Origin of the sequence: Actinomadura rupiterrae (assembly GCF_024172125.1) — a bacterium.
In the GTDB taxonomy this organism is placed as follows: Bacteria; Actinomycetota; Actinomycetes; order Streptosporangiales; family Streptosporangiaceae; genus Spirillospora; species Spirillospora rupiterrae.
Window position 1 is genome coordinate 401,177 of the sequence record NZ_JAMZEA010000009.1, and the last position, 20,234, is coordinate 421,410.

General features: G+C 74.2%; 15 protein-coding genes. 12 read left to right on the plus strand and 3 right to left on the minus strand.

Features of this window, described 5'->3' with window-relative positions; translation table 11 throughout:
* Positions 1-61: 61 nt before the first annotated feature.
* The 8 genes from FHU30_RS31885 to FHU30_RS31920 all read left to right on the plus strand — a co-directional run bounded on the left by FHU30_RS31885 (position 62) and on the right by FHU30_RS31920 (position 8,648).
* On the plus strand, positions 62-1,600 hold the full coding sequence (locus FHU30_RS31885) for a multicopper oxidase family protein (RefSeq protein WP_253880820.1): 1,539 nt from the start codon (positions 62-64) through the stop codon (positions 1,598-1,600).
* Positions 1,601-1,713: 113 nt separating this feature from the next.
* On the plus strand, positions 1,714-3,207 hold the full coding sequence (locus FHU30_RS31890; protein WP_253880822.1) for an NTP transferase domain-containing protein: 1,494 nt from the start codon (positions 1,714-1,716) through the stop codon (positions 3,205-3,207).
* Positions 3,204-3,911, plus strand: coding sequence for a PIG-L deacetylase family protein (locus FHU30_RS31895; RefSeq protein ID WP_253880824.1), 708 nt, complete (start codon positions 3,204-3,206; stop codon positions 3,909-3,911). The genes FHU30_RS31890 and FHU30_RS31895 overlap by 4 nt, the downstream gene beginning before the upstream one ends.
* A gap of 56 nt (positions 3,912-3,967) precedes the next feature.
* Positions 3,968-4,855, plus strand: coding sequence for a hypothetical protein (locus tag FHU30_RS31900; RefSeq protein WP_253880826.1), 888 nt, complete (start codon positions 3,968-3,970; stop codon positions 4,853-4,855).
* 49 nt (positions 4,856-4,904) lie between these two features.
* On the plus strand, positions 4,905-6,149 hold the full coding sequence (locus tag FHU30_RS31905) for a nucleotide disphospho-sugar-binding domain-containing protein (RefSeq protein ID WP_253880827.1): 1,245 nt from the start codon (positions 4,905-4,907) through the stop codon (positions 6,147-6,149).
* On the plus strand, positions 6,146-7,126 hold the full coding sequence (locus FHU30_RS31910) for an SDR family NAD(P)-dependent oxidoreductase (protein WP_253880828.1): 981 nt from the start codon (positions 6,146-6,148) through the stop codon (positions 7,124-7,126). Before FHU30_RS31905 ends, FHU30_RS31910 begins: the two co-directional genes overlap by 4 nt.
* Positions 7,123-8,388 (plus strand): ketosynthase chain-length factor, encoded by a 1,266-nt coding sequence (locus FHU30_RS31915; protein WP_253880829.1) that lies wholly within the window; start codon positions 7,123-7,125, stop codon positions 8,386-8,388. The genes FHU30_RS31910 and FHU30_RS31915 overlap by 4 nt, the downstream gene beginning before the upstream one ends.
* Positions 8,385-8,648 carry an acyl carrier protein gene (locus tag FHU30_RS31920; protein ID WP_253880831.1) on the plus strand — a complete coding sequence of 88 codons (264 nt, stop codon included), beginning with the start codon at positions 8,385-8,387 and terminating at the stop codon, positions 8,646-8,648. Before FHU30_RS31915 ends, FHU30_RS31920 begins: the two co-directional genes overlap by 4 nt.
* An 81-nt stretch (positions 8,649-8,729) precedes the next feature.
* On the opposite strand, the gene FHU30_RS31925 is transcribed toward FHU30_RS31920, so the two are convergent.
* Positions 8,730-10,184 carry a multicopper oxidase domain-containing protein gene (locus FHU30_RS31925; RefSeq protein WP_253880833.1) on the minus strand — a complete coding sequence of 485 codons (1,455 nt, stop codon included), beginning with the start codon at positions 10,182-10,184 and terminating at the stop codon, positions 8,730-8,732.
* Positions 10,185-10,382: 198 nt separating this feature from the next.
* Between FHU30_RS31925 and FHU30_RS31930 the strand changes: the two genes are divergently transcribed.
* Positions 10,383-11,225 (plus strand): hypothetical protein, encoded by an 843-nt coding sequence (locus FHU30_RS31930; protein ID WP_253880835.1) that lies wholly within the window; start codon positions 10,383-10,385, stop codon positions 11,223-11,225.
* 4 nt (positions 11,226-11,229) lie between these two features.
* Here the strand turns inward: FHU30_RS31930 and FHU30_RS31935 are convergent, their stop codons facing one another.
* Both FHU30_RS31935 and FHU30_RS31940 read right to left on the minus strand, forming a co-directional pair.
* Positions 11,230-11,895, minus strand: a complete 666-nt coding sequence (locus tag FHU30_RS31935; protein ID WP_253880836.1) for a response regulator — start codon at positions 11,893-11,895, stop codon at positions 11,230-11,232.
* Entirely contained in the window at positions 11,892-13,052 is a 1,161-nt protein-coding gene (locus tag FHU30_RS31940) for a sensor histidine kinase (protein WP_253880838.1), read from the minus strand. Before FHU30_RS31940 ends, FHU30_RS31935 begins: the two co-directional genes overlap by 4 nt.
* 91 nt (positions 13,053-13,143) lie before the next feature.
* Between FHU30_RS31940 and FHU30_RS31945 the strand changes: the two genes are divergently transcribed.
* The 3 genes from FHU30_RS31945 (at position 13,144) to FHU30_RS31955 (ending at position 20,139) form a co-directional block, all read left to right on the plus strand.
* A complete protein-coding gene (locus FHU30_RS31945; protein ID WP_253880840.1) occupies positions 13,144-13,788 on the plus strand; it encodes an SIMPL domain-containing protein in 645 nt (214 codons plus the stop codon).
* Between the two features lie 99 nt (positions 13,789-13,887).
* Positions 13,888-14,313: an RNA-binding S4 domain-containing protein gene (locus FHU30_RS31950; protein WP_253880842.1), complete on the plus strand. Its 426-nt coding sequence runs from the start codon at positions 13,888-13,890 to the stop codon at positions 14,311-14,313.
* Between the two features lie 309 nt (positions 14,314-14,622).
* Positions 14,623-20,139 carry an ATP-binding protein gene (locus FHU30_RS31955; protein WP_253880844.1) on the plus strand — a complete coding sequence of 1,839 codons (5,517 nt, stop codon included), beginning with the start codon at positions 14,623-14,625 and terminating at the stop codon, positions 20,137-20,139.
* Positions 20,140-20,234 lie beyond the last annotated feature (95 nt).

Here is a 20,234-nt window from a genome sequence, read left to right on the forward strand (position 1 = left end):
TCATCTACATATAGCCAGCCTATAGTCGGGATGGACGGCCACCGCACGACAGGGAGCAGCCATGCCGACCTCGCGCCGAACGTTCCTGCTCGCCACCGGGGCCGGTCTCGCCGGCGTCGTGGCCCTGAGATCCTGCGGCGGCACCGATCAGATCGGAGGTGGCGGCGACCACGGCGACAGGGGCGGCGGCGAGGCCGACACGGGAGGACGGGTGCTGCCCAGCAAGGTGAAGGTCGAGCCGTTCAAGGTGCCGCTGCCCGTGCCGCCGGTGCTGCGCCCCGACCGGTCGGACGCGTCGTCCGACCACTACACGCTCGTCCAGCACACGGCGAAGGCGCAGATCGTCCCCGGTCACAGCACGGAGATCTGGGGCTTCAACGGCACCTTCCCCGGTCCGACGATCGAGAGCCGCAGCGGGCGGCGGGCCGTCGTCCACCTGCGCAACGAGCTGCCACGGCCGACGGCGACGCACCTGCACGGCGGCATCACACCCGCCGACAGCGACGGCTACCCCCTCGACGTCGTCCGGCCGGGCGCCGGACGCGACTACACCTACCCGCTCGACCAGCGCGCGGCCACGCTCTGGTACCACGACCACCGGATGGACTTCACCGGACCGCAGGTCTACATGGGCCTCGCCGGGTTCCACATCGTCCGGGACGACGAGGACGACGCGCTCCCGCTCCCCGACGGCGACCGCGAGATCCCGCTGATGCTGGCCGACCGGTCGTTCGGCGCGGACGGCTCGCTGCACTACCCGTCGCTCGACCCGTCCTTGCGGGGGCGGCCGGGCGTCCTGTCCGACTACGCGGACGGCGTGCTCGGCGACACGATCCTGGTCAACGGGGCGCCGTGGCCGTTCCTGGAGGTCGCGGCCGTCCGGTACCGGTTCCGGCTGCTGAACGCGTCCAACGCGCGGGTCTACCGGTTGAGGCTGTCGCCGGCTCCGGCGGGCGGCGGCGGGTTCGTGCAGGTGGGCGGCGACGGCGGGTTCCTCGCCGCGCCCGTCCGGCACGACACCCTCGCGGTCGCGCCCGGCGAGCGGTTCGACGTGGTCATCGACTTCTCGAAGTACCGCGTCGGCACCGAGGTCACGCTCGCCAACGCGGCCGGGTCGGGCGGGACGTCCCGGGTCATGCGGTTCCGGGTCGTCCGGGGCGGACGCGACGACAGCTCGGTCCCCGCGCGGCTCTCGGACGTCGAGCAGCTGTCCGCCGGCCAGGCCGTGGCGCACCGGCAGTTCACGTTCAAGCGCGGCAAGGTGCACGGCGGGCACGGCTTCACCATCAACGACAAGGCGTTCTCCCCCGACACCGTCCTCGCGCGGCCCAAGCTCGGCACGGTCGAGCTGTGGGAGTTCCGCGCCAGCGCGACCACGCATCCGGTGCACATCCACCTCGGCCACTTCCAGGTGCTGGCGCGCAAGGGCGGCAAGCCCGGGCCGTACGACTCCGGCTGGAAGGACACGCTCGACCTGGACCAGGGCGAGCGCGCCCGCGTCCTCGTCCGCTTCACCGGACATCGCGGACGCTACGTCCTGCACTGCCACAACCTCGAACACGAGGACATGGCGATGATGGGCAACTTCGAAGTCGTCTGACCGGTCGGTCAGGGAACGAGCCAGGCGCGAGCAAGGTGTCCACTACCGGGGCGCGAGCGGCGCCGCCCACCCTCGATGCGAGCAACGAACCACGCTGAGAGGAGGGGCCGCCCATGAGCCGATCCACCACACCGGTCCGGGTCGTCCTGCTCTGCCGAGCGCCGACCCGCAACGGACCCGGCCCGCTGACCGAGCTCTGCGGGCGCCCCATGATCCGGCACGTGCTCGCCGCCGCGGCGCCCGCGGGCGCCGGCGAGATCCTGCTGGTCGGCGCGGACCGCGAGGTCGCCGCCGAGCTCGGGGACGGCGCGCCCGGCGAGGCGCCGGTGCGGCCGGTGCGCGACCTGGCGGAGCTGCGGGCGGCGCTGGCCGGCACCGCGACCACCGTGATCATCCCGTCCGACACCCCGATGCTGACCGCCGCGAGCGTCACCCGGCTGACCGGGCTGCTGCACCAGGGCGGCTACGCCGCGGTGCGGCTCGGCCCCGCCTGGGCGTTCCGCAGCGGCGACCTGGTGCGGGCGCTCGCCGAGCCGTCCGGCGCGTCCGGGCCGTCCGGCGTGCCGGACCCGTCCGCGGACGAGGCGGACGGCACGGCACCCGGCGGCGACCTCGCGACGGGCGAGCCGCTCGTCCGGGCGATGCACGCGCTGGACTCCTCGGGGGCGCACGTCGCCACCGTGGAGGCCGACGCCCGCGAGGCCGTCCGGGTCGTCGACCAGGCGGGCCTCGCCACCGCGCGGCGCCTCACCCGCGACCGGATCGTCCGGTCCTGGATGGCCGCCGGCGTGACCGTCCTGGACCCGGAGACCACCTGGATCGACACCGACGTGGTCCTCGCGCCCGGCGCGACCGTCCTGCGCAACACCGAGCTGCGCGGCGGCACCGTCGTCGGCGCGGACACCGTCATCGGCCCGGACTGCACGCTCGTCGACACCGTCGTCGGCGCGGGCACCCGCGTCCGCTGCTCCACGCTGGAGTCGGTCGAGCTGGGCGAGCGCAACGACGTCGGCCCCTACGCCTACCTGCGCGGGAACACCCGTTCCGGCCGGGACGTGGTGATGGGGTCGTTCACGCACATCAAGGCCACCACGATCGGCGACGACTCGAAGGTCCCGCATTTCGCCTACCTCGGCGACGGCGAGATCGGCAAGCGCACGAACCTGTCCGGGTTCACCGGGTTCGTCAACTTCGACGGGCTTCGCCGGCACCGCACGGTCGTCGGCGACGACGTGATGATCGGCGCGGGCTGCGCGCTGGTCGCGCCGGTGACCGTCGCGGGCGGCGCGTACACCGCGGCGGGCTCGCTGATCACCAAGGACGTCCCGCCCGGCGCGCTCGCCATCACCCGCGTCCGGCAGGAGAACATCGACGGCTGGGTCGAGTCCGTCATGCCCGGCACCCCCGCCGCCCGCACCGCCGAAGCCCTGCAACACCAGGCCAACGGCAACGGCAACGCCAACGGTTCGTCCAACGGCAACGGTTCGTCCAACGGCAACGGTTCGTCCAACGGCGCGGCCAACGGGTCGTCCAACGGCAACGGGTCGGCGAACGGGCGCGCGAACGGGGCCGCGCGGGGCGAGCCGGTCGGGGAGGGCGTCCGGTGAGCCGCGCGGACGGGCTGGACGCGCGCCGGGTGCTGGCGGTCTTCGCGCACCCGGACGACGCGGAGCTGGCCTGCGGCGGGACGCTCGCGGCGTTCCGGCACGCGGGCTACGACGTGCACATCGTGGCGCTGACCGACGGGTTCAACAGCTCGGTCGCGCGGCCGCAGGACCGGGTCCGGGAGGCGGCCGCGTCGGCGGCGATCATCGGCGCGACGATCACCATCGAGAGCCTGCCGGACGGCGACGTCCGGGTGGCCCGGGAGACCTACGCCAAGATCGAGAGCCATCTGCGCCGGGTCGCGCCGACCGTGGTGATGACCCACTACACCAGCCCGCAGCTCCAGGACGACCACCAGGACCACCAGGCCACCGGCCTGGTCGCCACGACGCTCGCCAAGCGCGTCCCGTCGCCCCGGCTGATCCTGCAGGGCGAGCCGCCGGTGCTGAACTCCGGGTTCATCCCGAACCTGTACGTGAACGTCACCGACTTCATGGACAAGAAGCTCGCGGCGATCGCGCAGTACCAGTCCGAGGCGTCCAAGCCGTACATGCGCGAGGAGGCGCTGCTCGCGCGCGCCCGCTGGTGGGCCCGGCAGGCCCGCGTGCACGAGCAGGGCGAGGACGAGTTCTGCGAGGCGTTCCAGCTCGTCAAGTGCCGCTCGATCAACCCGCACCAGCTCATCGACATCCGCATCGACACCTGACCCATAGAACCCGCGACCACGGAGCCGTGGTCGCGTACCGAGGGGAGTGCCTTCGCATGGCCGCCTCCGTCCGCCGTTCCCTGACCGGCGCCGCCGTCGTCGGCGCCGCCGCCCTCGCCTGGACGGCCGCCGCGCCCGCCGGCGCCCGTCCCGCCCGCGCCGAGCCGCTGCCGGCGGCGCCGGTGCTGCCGATCACCGTGACGAGCGCCGGGTTCGAGTTCCCCGGCCCGAACCCGCGCCCGGCCGGTCCGGTCACGCTGCGCGTCACCACCCCGGACGCCTGGGGCCACTTCCTCGGCACCGGCTCGATCCGCGAGGGCGTGCCGCTGCAGCAGGCGATGACCGAGTTCGCGCAGAGCCAGTCGCCGGACAAGGCCGTCGCGATCCCCGCGCTGCGCGCGCTGTACCGGGACGTCGAGTTCTTCGGCGGCGCGGGCGTGTTCCCCGCGACCAGCCCGGTCTCGGTCACGGTCAACCTGCGTCCCGGCACCTACTACGGCATCGAGGGCGCGAACATGCGCCGGCTCGACGTCGGGCAGACCTGGCTGCGGGCCCGTCCGCCGCGCGTGGACGGCCTGATCCGCATGGTCCAGCGCGGCCCCGACACCCGGTTCGCGCTGCCGTCGAGGCTGAAGGCGCGCGGCTCGTACCTGGTCGTCAACCAGACCTCGCAGCCGCAGGAGGCCGTGTTCGTCGGGCTCGACCCGGCCACGACCGACGCCGACATCCAGCGGTACTACGACGACCTGGCCGCCGGGAAGAACCCGCAGAACCCGCTGCTGCACCAGGTCGGCGGCCTGATGGCCATCTCCCCCGGCTACCGCGCGGTGCTCAACTTCGACTACCCGCCCGGACGGTACGCCGTCCTGTCCTTCTACCGGGACCCCGACACGGCCGTGAAGCGCGCCGCCGAGGGCATGCACCGGGTCGTCGAGCTGCGCTGACCCGGCCCCCCGTTCCGTCCTGCCGTCCTGCGAATCTGGAGGTGCGCCGATGCGCGTCCTGCTGGCGACGTGGCCGACCGCGTCGCACTACTTCACCCTGGTCCCGCCCGCCTGGGCGCTGCGCGCGGCCGGCCACGAGGTCATGTTCGTCAGCGCCCCCGGCGTCGAGGGCGCCGCGATGCGCTCGGGCCTCACCCTCTCGGTCGCCGGGGAGGAGCTCGACCTCGCCTCGGTGTGGGCGGGCTTCACCAAGCGCCCCGGCTCCGACAAGGCCGAGCACGAGAAGCGCCGCGCGGCGCGCGCGTTCGAGATGTTCGCGCTCGGCGCGCGCGAGATGGCCGGGCCCGTGCTCGACCTCGCCCGCGAGTGGCGTCCCGACCTGATCCTGTTTGAGCCGCGGATGTACGCGGCGGTGCGGGCGGCGAAGATCCTCGGCGTCCCGGCCGTCCGGGTGCTGCCCGGCCCCGACTACACCCTCGCCCGCGACGCGGACGAGCGGGAGGCCCGGGACCGGCTGTTCGCCGAGCTCGGCATCAGCGGCGCCGACCCGTTCGGCGACCTGACGCTCGACCCGTGCCCGCCGAGCATGCAGATCGACGACGGCGGGCTCGTCGCGCGGCAGCGCATGCAGTTCATCCCGTATGCCGGGCCGTCGGTCATCCCCGCGTGGCTGGCCGAGCCGCCGGAGCGGCCGCGCGTGTTCATCAGCCTCGGCTCGATGGTCTCCACGATCCTCGGCAACATGAACTTCGTGCACGAGGCGATCCTCGCGATCGCCTCGCTGGACGTGGAGGTGCTCGCGGGCGTGTTCGGCGGGCAGGCCGACCTGCTCGGCGAGCTGCCCGGCAACGTCCGCGTCGCCGAGGACGTCCCGCTGCACCTGATGCTGCCGAGTTGTGACGCGGTCGTCCACCACGGCGGCGGCGGGACGACCCTGACCACGGTCGCCGGGGGCGTGCCGCAGCTGATCCTGGCGTCCGGCGGCGACACCGTGCTGAACGCGCGGCGGACCGTCGCGTCCGGCGCGGGCGCCTCGATCCCCGCGTGGGAGTCGACACCGGCCGAGATCGGCAAGGCCGTCGCGGACGTGCTGGCCGCCCCCTCCCTGCGCGACGCGGCCCGCCGGGTCGCGGCCGAGAACCGGGCCCAGCCGCACACGTCCGAGGTCGTGGCGCGGCTGGAGACGCTCGCGGCGCACGGCGCGCCGGCGTCCGCGCCGACGGCTCCGGGACGCAGCCCGTCCGACAACGCCATCATCGCGGGCACCCCCGACGTCGCCGCGGCGGGCCGATGAACCTGCGAACCCCAAGGACAGGCCGTGCGGGCCGCGCGCAGGACGCGACCCGCACGGCCTCCCCGCCCGCGCAGGACTCGACCCGCACGGTCTCCCCGCCCGCGCGGGCAAGTACGGACGCGGCCCTTCTACCGGACGCCCGGGCGGGCGGCCTCAGCGGCTCGCCCGCAACGGCAGTCGTCACGGGTGGGTCCAGTGGGATCGGGGAGGCGTTCGCTTGGGAACTGGCGGCGCGGGGGCATGACCTGGTGCTGGTCGCGCGCAGGCCCGGGCCGCTGGAGGACGTCGCGGTCGGCATCGCGAAGCGGCATGGCGTCCTGGTCGAGACGCTGGCCGCCGACATCACCGTGCCCGCCGAGCGGGCGCGGGTGGAGGCGCGGCTCGCCGATCCGGACCGTCCGGTCGAGGTGCTGGTCAATGCGGCCGGGACGATGGGACGCGTCGGACCGCTCGCCCTCCAGGACGCCGCCGCCGAAGACCACAAGATCGAGCTGAACGCGGCGGCGCTGGTCCGGCTGACCCGGGCGGCGCTGCCCGGCATGGTCGCCCGGCGGTCCGGCACCGTCCTCAACCTCGCGTCGGTCGCCGCGTTCACGCCCGCGCCCGGCGGCGCGACCTACGCGGCGACCAAGGCGTTCGTCACGACGTTCAGCCGCGCGGTGCGCGAGGAGGTGGGCCCGCTCGGCGTGCGCGTCATCGCGGTCTGCCCGGGCGCGACCCGCACCGCGGGGCGCGAGGCGAAGGGCGCGCACCGCGGCCGGATGGGCCCGGTGCTGGACGCGTCCGACGTGGTTCGGAAGGCGCTCGCCGCCGCTGCGGCGGGCCGTCCGGAATGCGTGCCGGGCGCCGAGTACAGGCTGCGCGTCGCGCTCGCGCGGCACGTCCCCGGGTTGTACCGGCGGCTCTTCCAGCGCGGCTGGCAGGAACGGACCGCCCGCGCGCTCGCGGGCGCCCTCACGAAGGAGGTACCGCGATGAGCGGCCCGGTGGTGACCGGCATCGGCGTGGTCGCGCCCAACGGGCTCGGCACCGAGACGTACTGGGAGGCGACCCTCAACGGGGAGAGCGGCATCGGGCCGATCACCCGGTTCGAGGCCGCGGACTACCCGCTGCGGTTCGCGGGCGAGGTGGCCGGCTTCACCGCCTCGGACCACGTGCCGAACCGGCTGATCCCGCAGACCGACCACTGGACGCACATGGGCCTCACCGCCGCCGAGATGGCGCTCGGCGACGCCCGCGTCTCCCCCGCCGAGCTGCCCGAGTACGCCAGCGCCGTGGTCACCGCCAGCTCGTCCGGCGGCACCGACTTCGGCCAGCGCGAGATCGAGCGGCTGTGGAGCCGCGGCCCGCAGTGGGTCGGCGCGTACCAGTCGATCGCCTGGTTCTACGCGGCCACCACGGGCCAGATCTCGATCCGGCACGGGATGCACGGGCCGTGCGGCGTGATCTCCGCCGAGGAGGCGGGTGCGCTGGACGCGATCGCGCAGGCGCGCCGGCTCGTCCGCGGCGGGTCGCGGGTGGTGGTCACCGGCGGCACGGACGCGTCGCTCTGCCCGTACGGGGTCGTCGCGCAGCTCAGCAACGGGCTGCTCAGCCGGTCCGCCGACCGGGACCGCGCCTACGTCCCGTTCGCGGCGGACGCGTGCGGCTACGTGCCCGGCGAGGGCGGCGCGATGCTGGTGCTGGAGGCGTCCGGGTCGCGCGTCCCGCCGCAGCGGTACGGCGAGATCGCCGGGCATGCCGCCACGTTCGACCCGCCGCCGGGGTCGGGCCGCCCGCCGGGACTGCGCCGCGCGATCGAGCGGGCCCTGCAGGACGCGTCGGTGGAGCCCGGCGACGTGGACGTGGTGTTCGCCGACGCCGCCGGAACCCCGGACCTGGACCGCGCGGAGGCGGAGGCGCTCGCCGCCGTCTTCGGCCCGTACGGCGTCCCGGTGACCGCGCCGAAGGTGCTCACCGGCCGGATGTACGCGGGTGCGGCGCTCGACGTCGCGACCGCGCTGCTGTCCATCCGGGACGGCGTCATCCCGCCGACGCCCGGTGTCACGCCGTCCCGCGAGATGCGCATCGACCTGGTCGGAGACGCGCGCAAGGGGACGGTCCGGACTGCGCTCGTCGTGGCGCGCGGCTACGGCGGCTTCAACTCGGCGCTGGTCGTCCGCGCGCCGAGCGACACGCGCGAAGACACGCACGAGGGCCCGCACGACACGACTGAGAAGGATCAAGGGAGGAACGCATGACCCTGTCCGCCGAGCGGCTCGACCGGACGCGCATCGAGGACTGCCTGTCGGAGGCGGTCGCGCGCGAGGTCGACCTGCCGCACGAGGAGCTCGACCCGGAGGCCACCTTCGAGGAGCTCGGCCTGGACTCGCTCGGCGCGGTCACCGTCGCCAAGCGCGTCGCGGCGGAGCTGCGCATCAAGGTCCCGGCCGTGCTGCTGTTCAACTTCCCGACCGTCCAGGCCCTCTCGGAGCATCTCGCCGCCGAGCAGGCCGCCTGACCGCACGAACCGGCCTCTGGCCCGCGTCCCGGAGGGGGCGGGCCAGAGGCCGGTTCGCGTTCGCTCAGGAGACGCGTTCGCTCAGGAGATCTGCATCTGCGCCATCATGCCCATGTCCGAGTGGTCGAGCAGGTGGCAGTGGTAGAGGTAGCGGCCGCGGTAGTGGTCGAAGCGCACGCGGAACCGGACGGTCGTGGACTCCGGGATGGACACCGTGTCCTTCCAGCCCGTCTCGTGGCCCGTCACGGGCGTCCCGTTGCGGTCGAGCACCTGGAAGTGGACGCCGTGGACGTGGAAGTTGTGCGGGACGTAGGTGTCGAGGTTCGACACCTCCCACAGCTCGGTGTTCCCGAACGGGACCTGGGTGTCGATCCGGTCCATGTCGAACAGCTTGCCGTCGATCGTCGGCGCGCCCGGGTTGCCCGCGATGCCGAGCGTGATCTTCCGGACGGCGTCCTCCCCGGTCAGCCGGTGCATCGGCCGTAGCCGGGACGGGACGCCTCGGTGCCGCCGGAACGGCCCGCCGGCCACGCGCGGACCGTCCCCGACCACGAACCGCATGAGGTTGGTGTCGGAGTCGACCTTGCCGCGCTGGTTCACCAGGACGAGCTGGGTACCGGCCGGGTAGCGGGAGAAGTCGACCAGCACCTCGGCGCGCTCGCCGGGCGTGAGGTCCACCATCGCCAGCGCCTGCGGCGCGGGCAGCAGCCCGCCGTCCGAGGCGATCGCGATCATCTCGTCGCCGGTGCTCAGCGCGAGCTTGTACTCGGCGAGCGTCCCGCCGTTGCACAGGCGCAGCCGGTACCAGGCCGGGCGGACGCGCAGGTACGGCTGGGGCGTGCCGTTCACCAGCGCGACCTTGCGGCCGCGGAAGTCGTCCGGCACCCACATCAGCTGCCCGGTGTCGTCGAAGCGCGCGTCGCGGATCATCAGCGGGACGTCGCGCGGGCCGTCCGGCAGTCCGAGCGCCTCCTCGAACGGGTCGCCGATCAGGTAGAAGCCCGCCATGCCCTTGAAGGCGTGCTCGGCCTCCATCATGTGCGCGTGGTCGTGGTACCAGAGCGTCGCGGCGGCCTGCTTGTTCGGGTAGTGGTAATCGCGCGACCCGCCCGCCATGACCGCGTTGCAGGGGTGGCCGTCGTCGTCTGCCGCGACGATCCCGCCGTGCAGGTGCAGCGAGGTCTCGTGCATCATGGCGTCCGTCTGGGTGACCACGATGCGGCGGCCCGCGCGCGCCCTGATCGTCGGGCCGGGCGAGGTGCCGTTGTAGGTGAGGACGGTCGCCGGGACGCCCGGGTAGATCTCGGCCGTGGCCTCCTTGACCGTCAGCTCGTAGAAGTCCGTCGTCGCCGTCCGGCGGACGGGGCGCAGCACGTCCGGCACCTTGAGCGGGGCGGTGAAGGGCACCGGCGCCAGCGGGGCGCGGGTGCGCAGCAGCGGGGTGCGGGCGCGCGCGGGCGTCCCGCCGAGCGCCGGCAGGAGTGCCGCGCCGCTGCCCACGGCGCCGGCGCGGAGGAAGTCACGACGGTTCAGCATGGTCGTCCCGTTCTGTGGGGGGTCGGTGCACCCCCAGGGTCGTGAGCCTCGCTGGAGCGACGGTTCACTCTCGCTCGATCCGCCCGGGCGGCCATATCTGACCAACACTGTCAAGCACGGCGAAATACAACTTAAGGAGTATGTGCTAGACAACTGCGGTCCGATGACCGGCCGAGCACGAAGTGTGAGACTCCATCCATGCGCACGCTCGTCACGGCTCCCCGCGCCGTCACCAGGTCCCTGTCCGGCTCCCCCGCCACCCGCCTGACCGCGCCGACCGCGCTGGTCGAGGGCGACACCACGTTCCGGATCAGCACCACGGACCCGGACGGCGCGCAGGTCGGCCTGACGAGGCTGCGACCCGGCCTCGCCCCGGTCGAGTTCCTCACCGCGCTCGAACGCGCCTACGACCGGACGGACCCGTCGGTCGCCGTGACGGCCGCCGCCGGGATCGAGGCCCGCGCGACGCTCTACGGCGGCGCGGCCGTGCCGTTCGGCTCCGCCGCCTCGGCCCGCCTCACCCTCGGCGCCGGCGTGCACCACATGATCGACTTCGCGGACCTGCTCCCCTACGGCCGCTCCGGCTCGCTGCACGAGGTGGACGTCCTGGCGGCGGCCCCGCCCGGCGACCCCGAGGAGGCCGTCGACGGCCGCGAGCCGCCGCCGCTCGCCGAGGTCGTCCTGTACGACACCCCGGACGGCACCCGCTTCCGCGCGCCCGCCGAACTGCCCGCGCACGCGCCCGTCCGGTTCGCCAACGACTCGGGGACGTTCAACGAGGCGCTGCTCGTCCCGGTGCGTCCGGACACGACCCGCGAGCACCTGGACGGCTTCTTCGCCGCGATCGCGCGCGGCTGGTTCGGCGTCTTCCCCTTCACCGGGACGGCCTCCGGCGCCACGGCGATGTCACCCGGACGCTCGGTCGTCATCACCACCAAGCTGCGTCCCGGACGGCACGCCCTGCTGACCCGCCTCCCCGACCACCGGACGGGCCGCGCCCACGCCCTGCAAGGCACCGCCGACCTCGTGACCGTCCGCTAGGCGGTCAGCCGAGCCAGCCGGGACGGATCAACCCGGACTCGTAGGCGAGCACCACCAGCTGCGCCCGGTCGCGCACGCCGAGCTTGGCGAGGATGCGGCTCACGTGCGTCTTCGCCGTCGCCGGGCTCAGCACCAGGCGCCGGGCGATCTCCTCATTCGACATCCCGGCGGCGACCAGCTCCAGCACCTCCCGCTCCCGGACGGTCAGCGCGTCCAGCGCCGTCGCGGGCGGGGGCGCCGCCATCCGCAGCGCGAACTCGGCGATCAGCCGCCGGGTCACGGCCGGCGCGAGCAGCGCGTCGCCGCGCGCCACCACCCGCACCCCGTGGATCAGCTCGGTCGGCTCGGTGTCCTTCACCAGGAACCCGCTCGCGCCCGCGCGGATCGCGCCGTAGACGTACTCGTCCAGGTCGAACGTCGTCAGGATCACCACCCGGACGCCCGCGAGCCGCTCGTCGCCGACGATCCGGCGGGTCGCCTCCAGGCCGTCCAGCACCGGCATCCGGACGTCCATGAGCACCACGTCGGGCCGCAGCTCGGCGGCGAGCCGCACCGCCTGCGCGCCGTCGTCGGCCTCGCCGAGGACCTCGATGTCCGGCTCGCCGACCAGGATCGACCGGAACCCGGCCCGCACCAGCGTCTGGTCGTCGGCCAGCAGCACCCGGATCACGCGATCCCCCCGTCCCGCCCGGCGAGCGGCAGCCGCGCCCGCACCCGGAACCCGCCGTCCGGCCCCGGTCCCGCCGCCACCTCGCCGCCGATCGACGCCGCCCGCTCCCGCATCCCGCGCAGCCCGTGGCCGCCCGACCCCTCGCCCACCGGTCCCCGCCCGTCGTCGTCCACCTGCACCACCAGCATCCCGTCCGCGCGCTCGATCCGCACCGCGACCGTCCGCGCCCGCGCGTGCCGCACCGCGTTCGTCACCGCCTCCTGGACGATCCGGTACCCGGCGAGGTCCACCTCCACGGGCAGCCCGGACGCCGCGTCCCGGCCGTCCAGCCGCACCGCGAGGCCCGCCGCCACCACCTGGTCGAGCAGCTCGTCCACCCGCGCCAGGGACGGCGCGGGCGCCACCGCGACCTCCTCGTCCACCTGCCGCAGGACGCCGAGCGCCGTCCGCAGCTCGCGCAGCGTCTCCCGGCTCGCCTGCTTGATCGCCTCCAGCGCCGCGTACGCCTGCGCGGGCTCCTCCCGCCGGTGCAGCGCCGCGCCCGCCTGCACGTTGATCAGCGAGATCTGGTGCGCCAGCACGTCGTGCAGCTCCCGGGCGATCCGCAGCCGCTCCTGGACGGCCCGCTGCACCGCCTCCTGCTCCCGCGTCCGCTCGGCCTCCGCCGCCCGCAGCTCGGCCTCCTCCATCCGGGCCCGCCGCCCGCGCACGTAGTACCCGAGCCACACCGTGATGAGCAGCCCCAGCGACAGCCACGCCAGCGCGTTGTCGTCCATGAGCCGCCGCCCGCGCACCAGCCCCGCGCCGACCGCCACGGCCTCCACGACGCCCGCGATGCTCAGCGCCACCCACAACCGCCGCTCCGCGGCGACCGTGAACAGCGCGATCGGGAACACCAGCGCGATCGCCCCGTTCGGATACCCGAGCGGGTAATACAGCATCACCGCGGCCGTGACCACGACCAGCACCGTCACCGGAAACCGCCGCCGCACCGCAAGCGAGAGCGTCCCCGCCAGGATCAGCAGCCCGCCCCCGGGCCACAGCGCCCGCTCCCCGTCCGTGTCCCGGATGGCCGGAACAGCCAGCACCACCGCCGCCGCCACGGCCGCGAAAACCGCGTCCCCCCGCGGCACCCGCAGCTTCCCGATCACCCCCACGCCCCCACCGTAACCCCCAACCTCTCGCCCCACGAGACATCCGGCGGCAATAGGATCTCCATCCCTGCGACCTCAACCCTCCGGAGGCACCGTGCTCGCCGACCCGAATATCTCCCAGCCCTGGGGCGTGTCGGTGTTCGGCGCCGCGACCGTCGCGGCCGAACCGGACTTCGCTCGCGTCAAGGTGGAGCTGGGCGGCGTGGAGCCGAGCCCCGCCGAGGCGTTCCAGCGCGCCCAGGACCTGATCGCCGACTTCCGGGGCGTCCTGCGGGCGCACGGCATCCCGGCCGCCGGCGTCTCACCGTCCAGGCTGGTCCTCACCACGAACTACGAGTACAACCCGCGAACCGACGCGCGCACGCAGACGGGGTACAGCTGCAAGGCCAGGTTCGAGATCGAGACCGACGCGGTCGACTCGCTCCAGCGCCTGCTCGTCGAGATCGTCGAAGCGGGTGTCAACGGCATCGACGACATCACCTTCGACGCGCGGGCCAAGCCCGAACTGCGCGCGCGGGCGCGCCGGGAGGCCGTCGCCGCGGCGCGCGCCAAGGCCGAGCTCTACGCGGAGGCCGCGGGAGTCCGCCTCGGCCGCGTCCTGCACATCGAGGACATCGACCCCGAGGGCCTCAAGACCCGCACGCACAGCGGCCTGGTCGGGGGCATCGAGGGCGACCTGGCGCCAGGCCAGATCGTCGTCTCGGCGGCGGTCTCCCTGGGCTTCGCCATAGCCGACTGAACCCGCCTCCGCCGCATCGCGGCACGGACCGGTGGTCAGGCCGGGAGGGCCGGGGAAAATGGGGCGGGGGTCGCCCGGGGGTGGGGTTAGGGTTCGGGCATGGCTGGTGAGGGGACGGTCCGGGTCGATCTTTGGATCTGGTCGGTCCGGCTGGTGAAGACGCGGTCGCAGGCGACGGCGGCCTGCCGGGCGGGGCACGTGCGGGTGAACGACGAGCGCGCCAAGCCGGCGACGGCGGTCAAGGCCGGGGACGAGGTGCGGGTCCGGGTCGAGGGGCGCGAGCGCGTGGTCGTGGTGCAGAAGATCATCCGGAAGCGGGTGGGGGCGCCGGTGGCGCAGGAGTGCCTGATCGACAGGAGCCCGCCCCCGCCGCCGCGCGAGCTGGTGTCGCCGATCGGGATCCGCGACCGCGGGACGGGCCGTCCGACCAAGCGGGACCGGCGCGAGATGGAGCGGCTGCGGGCGCAGCGCGACGCGCCGCTGTTCGGCGACCCGGACAAGATCCGGCGGCAGCTGGAGAAGTGAGGTCAGGCCGAGCTGTCGGTTGACTCGTCCCAGACGACGGCCACCCGGGAGAAGTCGCCCAAAAAAGGGCGAACTCGATCATGCGGTCCAGCCTAGGACGCGGTGACGCGGGCCCGCGAGTCGTCACGCTGGGTGACGACTGGGGGTGCCGGGGTTTTGTCGGGTCCCTACAACGCAGAGGGCTAGGCACGTGTGGATGCGCGCATTGGTTCCGGGGGCCGTGATCGGAGAGGCTGGACAGCGGACTTGGCGATGCCCCGGTGCCGGGGGTCGCCCATCGCGCGTGCAGGTGTTCAGGAGGCTCGGCCGGTGTTCAGGCGTATCGCGATCGTGAACCGCGGAGAGGCCGCGATGCGGCTCATCCATGCCGTGCGGGACCTCGCGGCGGAGACGGGGGCGCGGATCGAGACGGTCGCGCTGTACACCGACGCCGACCGCGGGGCGACGTTCGTCCGGGAGGCGGACGCGGCCTACCCGCTCGGCCCCGCCGCGGCGCGGCCCTACCTCGACATGGCGGTGCTGGAGCGGGCGCTGGTGGAGACCGGCGCGGACGCGGCGTGGGTCGGCTGGGGCTTCGTGGCCGAGGACCCGGCGTTCGCCGAGCTGTGCGACCGGATCGGCGTGACGTTCGTCGGGCCGTCCGCGGAGGCGATGCGCCGGCTCGGCGACAAGATCGGCGCGAAGCTGATCGCCGAGGAGGTCGGCGTCCCGGTCGCGCCGTGGAGCCGCGGCGCGGTGGAGACCCTGGACGACGCGCTGCGCGCCGGGGAGGAGATCGGCTACCCGCTGATGCTGAAGGCGACCGCGGGCGGCGGCGGGCGCGGCATCCGCAAGGTGTCCTCGCACGAGGAGCTGGCCGACGCCTACGAGCGGACGAGCCAGGAGGCGCTGCGCGCGTTCGGCTCCGGCGTGGTGTTCCTGGAGCGGCTGGTCACCGGGGCGCGGCACGTGGAGGTCCAGGTCATCGCGGACGGCCAGGGCACCGCGTGGGCGCTCGGCGTCCGCGACTGCTCGGTCCAGCGCCGCAACCAGAAGATCATCGAGGAGTCGGCGTCGCCGGTGCTGGCGCCGGAGCAGGTCGCCGACCTGAAGGCGTCGGCGGAGCGGCTGGCGAACGCGGTCGGGTACCGGGGCGCGTGCACGGTCGAGTTCCTGTACCACCCGGGCGAGAAGCTGTTCGCGTTCCTGGAGGTCAACACAAGGCTCCAGGTGGAGCACCCGATCACCGAGATCACCACGGGCACCGACCTGGTCCGGCTCCAGCTGCACGTCGCGGCCGGCGGCCGGCTGGAGGGCGAGCGTCCCGCCGAGATCGGGCACGCCGTCGAGGCGCGGCTGAACGCCGAGGACCCCGACCGCGACTTCGCGCCCGCGCCCGGCCGGATCGCGCGCCTGGTGCTGCCCGCCGGGCCGGGGGTCCGGGTGGACACCGGGGTCGGCGAGGGCGACCGGATCCCGGCCGACTTCGACTCCATGATCGCCAAGATCATCGCGTTCGGCCGGGACCGGGACCAGGCGCTCGGCCGGCTGCGCCGGGCGCTGGCCGAGACCACCGTGGTGATCGAGGGCGGCGCGACCAACAAGAGCTTCGTGCTGGAGCTGCTGGACCGGCCCGAGGTCGTCGGGGCGACCGCCGACACCGGCTGGATCGACCGGGTCCGCGAGGACGGCGGCCTGGTCGCGCACCGGCACGCGGCCGTGGCCCTCGCCGCCGCCGCGATCGAGGCGTACGAGGAGACCGAGCGGGCCGAGCAGCGCCGGCTGCTGGTGACCGCGTCCGGCGGGCGTCCGCAGGCGCGGCACGAGTCGGGCCGCCCGCTGGAGCTGAAGCTGCGCGGTGTCGGCTACCGGGTGCGGGTCGCGCGGGTGGGCGCGCAGCGGTTCCGGGTCGGGCTGGAGGCGGGCGACCAGGTCCGCACCGCGGACGTGGAGCTGGACCGGTTCGACCGGCACGCCGGGCAGATCGTGGTCAACGGCGTCCGGTACCGGCTGCTGACCGGCACGCACGGGCCGGTGCACCTGGTCGAGGTGGACGGGATCGCGCACCGGATCAGCCGGGACGAGGGCGGCGTCGTCCGCTCCCCCGCGCCCGCGCTGGTGGTCGCGACGCCGCTCGCGGTCGGCGCGGAGGTCGAGGCGGGCGCTCCGGTGCTGGTGCTGGAGTCGATGAAGATGGAGACGGTGCTGCGCGCGCCGTTCAAGGCCCGGCTGAAGGAATGCCTGGTGTCGGTCGGCGGCCAGGTCGAGACCGGCGCGCCGCTGCTGCGGCTCGAACCGCTGGCGGACGCGGCCGAGGACGTCGCGGACGAGGCGTCCGCCGATCTGGACCTGCCCGACCAGGACGGGGGCGAGCCGCCGCACGAGCGCGCCGCCCGCGGCCGCGGCGACCTGCGCGGCCTGCTGCTCGGCTTCGACGCCGACCCCTACGACGAGCGCCGGACGCTGGACGGCTACCTCGCCGCCCGCCGGACCGCCGCCGAGCTCGGCGACCGTCCGCTGGCCGCCGAGCTGGACCTGCTGACCGCGTTCGCCGACATCGCCGAGCTGGGCCGGACGCGCCCGACCGGCGCCGGCCTGAACCTGAACGGTCTCGGCTCCGACGGGCACGCCTACAGCGCCCGCGAGTACTTCCACACCTACCTGCAGAGCCTGGACGCCGAGCGCGCCGGGCTGCCGGACGACTTCCGCGCCAAGCTCGCCACCGCGTTCGCCCACTACGGCGTCGCCGACCTGGACGAGCGCACGCCCGAGCTCGAAGCGGCGGTGTTCCGGATCTTCCTGGCGCAGCAGCGCGCGTCGGCGAACACCGCCGTCGTCACCGCGCTGCTGCGCGCCTGGCTGGCGGACCCGACGCCGGAGGAGGCGCTGCGCGAGCCCGCGGCGTTCGCGCTGGAGCGGCTGATCTCCGCGACGCAGGTGCGCTTCCCGATGGTGTCCGACCTCGCCCGCGGCGTCGTGTTCGCCTGGTTCGGCCAGCCGCTGCTGCGCCGCAACCGCGCCAAGGTGTACGCCGGGGTGCGCAAGCACCTGCGGCACCTGGACGCGATGCCGGACTCGCCGGACCGCGCCGAGCGCGTCGCCGAGATGGTGCGCAGCACCGAGCCGCTCGTCCGGCTGCTCGGCCAGCGGCTGATCCGCGGCGGCCCGGACGGCGCCGGCCTGGACAACTCGGTCATGCTGGAGGTGCTGACCCGCCGCTACTACGGCAACAAGGAGCTGCTGGACGTCCGGACCGCGACGGCCGCGGACTGCGCCTTCGTGATCGCCCGCCGCGCCGGCTCGTCGGTCGTGTCGGCGGCGGTCGGCTTCGACCGGCTCGGCCGCGCCCTGGACGGCCTGGCGCAGCTCGCGGACGGCCCCGACGCGGGCGACGCGATCGACGCCGACATCTACCTGTCCTGGGAGAAGCAGCCCGAGGACTTCGACGCCATGGCCGCCGCGCTCCAGCGCGTCCTGGCGCTGCACCCGCTGCCCCCGCGCGTCCGCAGGCTGACCGCGACCGTCGCGGGCAGCGGCGGCGCGGTCATGCACCACCACTTCACGTTCCGGCCGTCCCCGGACGGCCTGGTCGAGGAGCGGCTGATCCGCGGCCTGCACCCCTACATCGCGCAGCGCATGCAGATGGAGCGGCTGGAGGCGTTCGACCTCACCCGGCTGCCGTCCTCCGACGAGGAGGTGTACCTGTTCCGGTGCGTCGCGCGGGAGAACCCGTCCGACGAGCGGCTCGTCGCGTTCGCGCAGGTCCGGGACCTGACCGCGCTGCGCGACCAGGACGGCTCGCACGTCGCGCTGCCGATGGCCGAGTACACCATCGCGACCTGCCTGGACTCGATCCGGCGGGCGCAGGCGCAGCGGCCGTCGAACAAGCGGTTCGCGACGAACCGGATCGTGGTCTACGTCTGGCCGCCGAGCGACCTGTCCCGCGCCGAGCTGGAGCAGATCTTCGAGCGGGTGCTGCCCACGGCCGAGGGCGCGGGCCTGGAGGAGATGCTGTTCATCGGCCGCCGCCGGGACGAGGCGACCGGCGAGCTGCGCAAGATCGCCGTCCGGATCGGGTTCGACGCCGCGGGCGGGGTCGAGCTGACCATGGGCGAGCCGCCGACCGGGCCGGTGGAGCCGCTGGACGACTACCGGCAGAAGGTGCTGCGCGCGCGCAGCCGCAACACCGTCTACCCGTACGAGCTGACCGGGCTGCTGGGCGAGTTCACCGAGCACGACCTCAACGACGCGCACGAGCTGGTGCCGGTCGACCGTCCGCGGGGCCGCAACACCGCCGCGATCGTCGCGGGCGTCGTGACGACGCCGACCAAGCGGCATCCGGAGGGCGTGACCCGGGTCGTCCTGCTGGGCGACCCGACCAAGGCGCTCGGCGCGCTGTCCGAGCCGGAGTGTCGGCGCGTGATCGCCGCGCTGGACCTGGCGGAGAGGCTGGGCGTCCCGCTGGAGTGGTACGCACTGTCGGCCGGGGCCCGGATCTCGATGGAGTCGGGCACCGAGAACATGGACTGGGTCGCCGCCGCGCTGAAGCGGATCGTCGAGTTCACCCAGGCGGGCGGCGAGATCAACGTCGTGGTCGCGGGCATCAACGTCGGCGCGCAGCCGTACTGGAACGCCGAGGCGACGATGCTGATGCACACCAAGGGCGTCCTGGTCATGACGCCGGACTCGGCGATGGTGCTGACCGGCAAGCAGTCGCTGGACTTCTCCGGCGGCGTGTCGGCCGAGGACAACTTCGGCATCGGCGGCTACGACCGGGTGATGGGCCCGAACGGGCAGGCGCAGTACTGGGCGCCGGACCTGCCGTCCGCGCGGGACGTGCTGATGGCGCACTACGACCACACCTACGTCGTGCCGGGCGAGCCCGGCCCGCGGACGATCGGGACGACCGACCCGTCCGACCGCGACATCCGCGACTTCCCGCACGTGGTCGAGGGCAGCGACTTCACCCGCGTCGGGGACGTCTTCTCCGCCGAGCACAACCCGGACCGCAAGAAGCCGTTCGACATCCGCACGGTCATGCGGGCGCTGTCCGACCAGGACCACCCGGTGCTGGAGCGGTGGGCCGGGATGGCCGACGCCGAGACCTCGGTGGTGCAGGACGCGCACATCGGCGGCCGTCCGGTCTGCCTGGTCGGGATCGAGTCGCGGGCGGTGCCGCGGCGCGGCTTCCCGCCCACCGACGGCCCGGACGCCTACACCGCGGGCACGCTGTTCCCGCAGTCGTCGAAGAAGACCGCGCGGGCGATCAACGCCGCGTCGGGGAACCGTCCGCTGGTGGTGCTGGCGAACCTGTCCGGGTTCGACGGTTCGCCGGAGTCGATGCGCAAGCTCCAGCTGGAGTACGGCGCGGAGATCGGCCGGGCGATCGTGAACTTCGAGGGCCCGATCGTGTTCTGCGTGATCTCGCGGTACCACGGCGGCGCGTTCGTGGTGTTCTCCAAGGCGCTGAACCCGAACATGACGGTGCTGGCGCTGGAGGGGTCGTTCGCGTCCGTGCTGGGCGGCGCGCCGGCCGCCGCGGTGGTGTTCTCCGGCGAGGTCAACGCCCGGACGGCGAACGACCCGCGGGTGGCGGCGCTGCAGGCGGAGGTGTCGGCGGCGGTCGGCGCCGAGCGGGTCGCGCTGACCGCGCGGCTCGCGGAGGTCCGCGGCTCGGTCCGCGCGGAGAAGCTGGGCGAGGTCGCCGCGGAGTTCGACCGCGTGCACAGCATCCAGCGCGCCGTCGAGGTCGGGTCGGTGGACGCGATCGTCAGCGCCGCCGAGCTGCGGCCGCGCGTCATCGAGGCGATCGAGCGCGGAGTGGCCGGGCACGGCGCGAAGGGCTGACCCGGGACGCGGCCGTGCGGGGTTCCCAGGAGTTCTCCGGCTCCCCAGGACCCCGCGCGGCGCCCTCCGCACCACCCGGCACTCTTGACAAGATC

What these genes read in the sequence shown, in the direction of transcription:
- FHU30_RS31885 (WP_253880820.1), top strand. Translation starts at nt 62, where the DNA reads ATGCCGACCTCGCGCCGAACGTTCCTGCTCGCCACCGGGGCCGGTCTC.
- FHU30_RS31890 (WP_253880822.1), top strand. Translation starts at nt 1,714, where the DNA reads ATGAGCCGATCCACCACACCGGTCCGGGTCGTCCTGCTCTGCCGAGCG.
- FHU30_RS31900 (WP_253880826.1), top strand. Translation starts at nt 3,968, where the DNA reads ATGGCCGCCTCCGTCCGCCGTTCCCTGACCGGCGCCGCCGTCGTCGGC.
- FHU30_RS31905 (WP_253880827.1), top strand. Translation starts at nt 4,905, where the DNA reads ATGCGCGTCCTGCTGGCGACGTGGCCGACCGCGTCGCACTACTTCACC.
- FHU30_RS31910 (WP_253880828.1), top strand. Translation starts at nt 6,146, where the DNA reads ATGAACCTGCGAACCCCAAGGACAGGCCGTGCGGGCCGCGCGCAGGAC.
- FHU30_RS31915 (WP_253880829.1), top strand. Translation starts at nt 7,123, where the DNA reads ATGAGCGGCCCGGTGGTGACCGGCATCGGCGTGGTCGCGCCCAACGGG.
- FHU30_RS31920 (WP_253880831.1), top strand. Translation starts at nt 8,385, where the DNA reads ATGACCCTGTCCGCCGAGCGGCTCGACCGGACGCGCATCGAGGACTGC.
- FHU30_RS31925 (WP_253880833.1), bottom strand. Translation starts at nt 10,184, where the DNA reads ATGCTGAACCGTCGTGACTTCCTCCGCGCCGGCGCCGTGGGCAGCGGC.
- FHU30_RS31930 (WP_253880835.1), top strand. Translation starts at nt 10,383, where the DNA reads ATGCGCACGCTCGTCACGGCTCCCCGCGCCGTCACCAGGTCCCTGTCC.
- FHU30_RS31950 (WP_253880842.1), top strand. Translation starts at nt 13,888, where the DNA reads ATGGCTGGTGAGGGGACGGTCCGGGTCGATCTTTGGATCTGGTCGGTC.